Origin of the sequence: uncultured Thermomonas sp., from assembly GCF_937872235.1 — a bacterium.
In the GTDB taxonomy this organism is placed as follows: domain Bacteria; phylum Pseudomonadota; class Gammaproteobacteria; order Xanthomonadales; family Xanthomonadaceae; genus Thermomonas; species Thermomonas beijingensis.
In genome coordinates, this window is the sequence record NZ_CALMPC010000101.1 from 1 (window position 1) to 4,735 (window position 4,735).

Here is a 4,735-nt window from a genome sequence, read left to right on the forward strand (position 1 = left end):
CTGCACCGCCCACCAATCAAATCAACGGCTTAGGCCGTTTTTTTGTGCCTGCAATAATGCAGTCACCACTTCATCCGCCAACGCCACCGGGTCGGCGGCATCGGTGCGCAGATGCAGCTCGGGTGTCAGCGGCGCCTCATAAGGTGAATCGATCCCGGTGAAGTTGCGCAGCTCGCCGCGCCGCGCCTTGGCGTACAGGCCTTTGACATCGCGACGTTCGGCTTCGGCCAGTGGCGTGTCCACGAACACTTCCAGGAATTCGCCCGCATCGAACAGGCTACGCGCCATGTCGCGTTCGGCACGGAATGGGCTGATGAAACTGACCAGCACGATCAAGCCGGCATCCACCATGAGTTTGGCCACCTCTGCGACGCGACGGATATTTTCCACCCGGTCCTCATCGGTGAATCCCAGATCTTTGTTCAGGCCATGCCGCACATTGTCGCCATCCAGCACATAGGCGTGCCGCCCCATCGCCAGCAGTTTCTTGTCCACCAAGTTGGCGATGGTGGATTTGCCGGCACCGGACAGGCCGGTAAACCACAGGCAACGCGGGCTTTGGTGTTTGCTGCGTGCACGTGCAGCCTTGTCCACATCCAGATGTTGCCAATGGATATTGCCGGCGCGACGTAGTGCGAAATCCAGCGTGCCGGCGGCGACGGTGGCATTGCTTTGACGGTCGATCAGGATGAAGCCACCCAGCACCTTGTTATCGGCATAAGGGGCAAATGCGATGGGCTGATCCAGATGCAGATTGCACACCGCAACTTCATTCAACTCCAGATGCTTGGCGGCCAGCGCATCCTGCGTGTTGACGTCCACCTTGTGCTTGATTTCGGTAATGGAGGCGCCCACGGTACGCGCCCCCACTTTGAGCAGGTACGGGCGCCCCGGCAGCAGCGGCGCATCGCCCATCCACAACAGGTGCGCGGCAAATTGATCGGCCACTTCCGGCACATCAGACACGGCGGCAATCACATCACCGCGGCTGGCGTCGATCTCATCGGCCAGCGTCAAGGTGACGGCTTGGCCTTCGACTGCCTGCGCCAAGTCGCCGTCGGCCGTCACCACCCGCGCCACGCTGGAACGGCGACCGGATGGCAGCACAACAACCGCATCCCCAGGCGCCACTTTACCGGCGGCCACGGTGCCGGCAAAGCCGCGGAAATCCTGGTTCGGCCGGCATACCCATTGCACCGGCATGCGGAATGCGGCATGTGCCGAAGAGCCTTCTACCGGCACGGTTTCCAGATGTTCCAGCAGTGCCGGGCCGTGATACCACGGCATGGCTGCCGAGCGCGTGACCATGTTGTCGCCGCGCAATGCCGACAGCGGGATGCAGTCCACATGCGCGATCCCCAGCTGCGCTGCCAGCGCACGGTAATGCCCGGCAATGCCCTCAAACACGGCCTGATCGAAACCGACCAAGTCCATCTTGTTGACGGCCAGCAGCACCCGCTTGATGCCGAGCAGTTTGACGATGTAGCTGTGGCGACGGGTCTGGGTGAGCAGCCCCTTGCGCGCATCCACCAGCACCACTGCCAAATCCGCGGTGGATGCGCCGGTGGCCATATTGCGGGTGTACTGCTCGTGGCCGGGGCAGTCGGCGACGATGAATTTGCGGCGATCAGTCCCGAAGAAGCGGTAGGCCACATCAATGGTGATGCCCTGCTCGCGCTCGGCCGCCAGCCCATCGACCAGCAACGCAAAGTCGATCTCGCCGTTCTGGGTACCATGCTTGCGGCTGTCGGCTTCCAGCGCGCTGACTTGATCGTCCAGCAGCAATTTGGTGTCGTGCAGCAGGCGACCAATCAAGGTGCTCTTGCCATCGTCCACGCTGCCGCAAGTGATGAAACGCAGCAGGCCTTTGGTTTCGTGCTGTTGCAGGTAGGCGGCCACCTGCGCGTTGGCATCATCCATGCGCATCAGAAATAGCCCTCTTGCTTTTTCTTTTCCATCGAGGCGGTGGGATCGTGGTCGATCACCCGCCCCTGCCGTTCCGAGGTGGTCGCCACCAGCATTTCGGCAATGATTTTTTCCAGCGTGTCGGCCTGTGATTCAATCGCGCCGGTCAATGGGTAGCAGCCCAGCGTGCGAAAACGCACTTGCTTGTGCATCGGCACTTCACCCTCACGCAGCGGCAAGCGATCGTCATCGACCATGATCAATGCGCCATCGCGTTCCACCACCGGGCGCTGCGCAGCCAAATACAGCGAAGGCACCGGGATGTTTTCGCGATAGATGTACAACCAGATGTCGAGCTCGGTCCAGTTGGACAATGGAAAGGCACGCACTGATTCGCCCTTGTGGATGCGCGCGTTGTACAGATTCCATAACTCCGGGCGCTGGCTCTTCGGATCCCAGCGGTGCTGGGCGTTGCGGAAGCTGAAGATGCGTTCCTTGGCACGCGACTTTTCTTCATCGCGGCGGGCACCGCCAATGGCGGCATCGAAGCCGTACTTGTCCAGCGCCTGCTTCAAGCCTTGGGTTTTCATCACATCGGTATGCACGGTGGCACCGTGGCTGATCGGGCTGATGCCCTGCGCCACGCCATCGGGATTCTGATGCACGCGCAGCTGCACGCCGGTTTCGGCGGCACGCTGGTCGCGGAAGGCGATCATTTCGCGAAACTTCCAGCCGGTATCCACATGCAACAGCGGAATCGGCGGACGCGCCGGATAAAACGCTTTCAGCAGCAGGTGCAACAGCACCGAGCTGTCCTTGCCCACTGAGTACAACAGCACCGGGTTTTGAAACTCGGCGGCCACTTCGCGCAGGATGTGCAGGCTTTCGGCTTCAAGCCGATCCAAATGAGACAGTGAGATAGTCAAGGCAGCAACAACACGTTTTTGATGCAGCAAAGAGTATCAGCTGGCCTTGCTGCCACGCAGCTCCAGGACATTCGCAGGCGGCATAAAGGCATCACTACGCGCCGTGTCCCAATAGTCGCGGAACACCGCATGCCCCGGATCATCACCGCGCAGCAGCACGCCCGGCGCCAGATAGCGGTAGCGTGCAGCCAGCGAGCGCACCTCGGTGGGCGAGACCCGACGCAGGATGTGTTCCGGGCCTAACTGATCCGGGTGGCTCAACCCCGCCGCGCACAACAAGTCGCGCAGGGCGCGCAGGGTGTTGTCGTGGAACTCGAACACGCGGGTGGTTTTGTCGGGCACATCCAGATGCCTCCAGCGCGACGGGTCCTGGGTGGCAATCCCGGTGGGGCAGCGATTGGTATGGCAATTCAAGGACTGGATGCAGCCCAGCGCAAACATGTAACCGCGCGCGGCATTGCACCAATCCGCGCCCATCGCCAAGGTGCGTGCAATGTCGAAGGCGCTGGTGATCTTGCCAGCCGCGCCGATTTTGATGCGATCCCGCAGCCCCACACCCACCAGCGTGTTGTGCACCAACATCAGACCTTCGTGCATCGGCACGCCCACATGATCCACAAATTCCGCCGGAGCCGCGCCGGTGCCACCTTCAGCGCCATCGACCACGATGAAATCGGGCAGCAGACCGCTTTCGTGCATCGCCTTGGCGATGCCAAACCATTCCCATGGATGCCCCAGCGCCAACTTGAAGCCGGTGGGCTTGCCACCCGACAACTCACGCAAATGGGCGACAAATTGCAGCAACTCCAGCGGCGTGGAGAATGCCGAATGGCGCGCCGGCGAGACGCAATCCTGGCCCATCGGCACATCGCGGGTGGCGGCAATTTCGGCGCTGAGTTTGGCCGCCGGCAACACCCCGCCATGGCCAGGCTTTGCGCCCTGCGACAGCTTGACCTCGATCATTTTCACCTGCGCATCACGCGCCTGTTCGGTGAAGCGCTGGGCATTGAAGCTGCCGTCATGATTGCGGCAACCAAAATAGCCCGAGCCCAATTCCCACACCAAATCCCCGCCGGCCTCGCGGTGATACGGCGAAATCGAGCCTTCGCCGGTGTCGTGATAGAACCCGCCCCGTTTGGCACCGCCATTGAGTGCGCGAATGGCCGCTGCCGACAATGCACCGAAACTCATCGCGGAAATATTGAAGACACTGGCCGAATACGGCTGCGCGCAGTCCTCGCCGATCGTGATACGAAAATCGTGATTGGCCACTTCGGCCGGTGCCATCGAATGGTTGATCCATTCGTAATCCACGCCGTACACGTCCTGCAAGGTGCCAAACGGGCGCACGTCGTTGACATGCTTGGCACGCTGGTAGATCAACGCGCGTTGCTCGCGAGAAAACGGCACCCGCTCGGTATCGGACTGGATGAAGTACTGCCGCATCTCCGGGCCGATGGTTTCCAGCCCATAGCGAAAATGCGCCAGGATCGGGAAATTGCGGCGCAGCGTGCTTTTGCGCTGCAACATGTCCAGCGTCCCCAGCAGCGCCAACCCGGCAAACACTGCTACCGCCCACCACGCATGCGGGTGCCACTGCGCCAGTGCCAACGCGCCGAAAGCCAGCGCAATGCTGGCGGCATAAGCGGTATAGCGCGACATGGCACCTCCAAATGCGTGGCTGCAATGGTGCCTGGGGAGGGACTCGAACCCTCATGGTCTTGCGACCGACGGATTTTAAGTCCGGTGCGTCTACCGATTTCGCCACCCAGGCATGGGTGCAAGCTTACGTCATGGCAGGTCCAATCGACCGAAAAAACAAAGCCCCGCGTGAGCGAGGCTTCAGACCACTGGAGCGGGAAAAGGGACTCGAACCCTCGACCCCGACCTTGGCAAGGTCGTGC

General features: G+C 61.4%; 3 protein-coding genes and 1 tRNA gene. All 4 read right to left on the reverse strand.

Going from position 1 to position 4,735, the window contains the following annotated elements:
- Positions 1-21 precede the first annotated feature (21 nt).
- Positions 22-1,920, reverse strand: coding sequence for a sulfate adenylyltransferase subunit CysN (cysN, locus tag QWB57_RS09075; protein WP_288969223.1), 1,899 nt, complete (start codon positions 1,918-1,920; stop codon positions 22-24).
- A gap of 5 nt (positions 1,921-1,925) precedes the next feature.
- On the reverse strand, positions 1,926-2,858 hold the full coding sequence (gene cysD, locus QWB57_RS09080; RefSeq protein ID WP_288969226.1) for a sulfate adenylyltransferase subunit CysD: 933 nt from the start codon (positions 2,856-2,858) through the stop codon (positions 1,926-1,928).
- Positions 2,859-2,867: 9 nt separating this feature from the next.
- Complete coding sequence (locus QWB57_RS09085) at positions 2,868-4,493, reverse strand: FMN-binding glutamate synthase family protein (RefSeq protein ID WP_288969225.1); 1,626 nt, start codon at positions 4,491-4,493, stop codon at positions 2,868-2,870.
- Between the two features lie 25 nt (positions 4,494-4,518).
- A tRNA-Leu gene (locus tag QWB57_RS09090) sits at positions 4,519-4,605 on the reverse strand.
- Positions 4,606-4,735 lie beyond the last annotated feature (130 nt).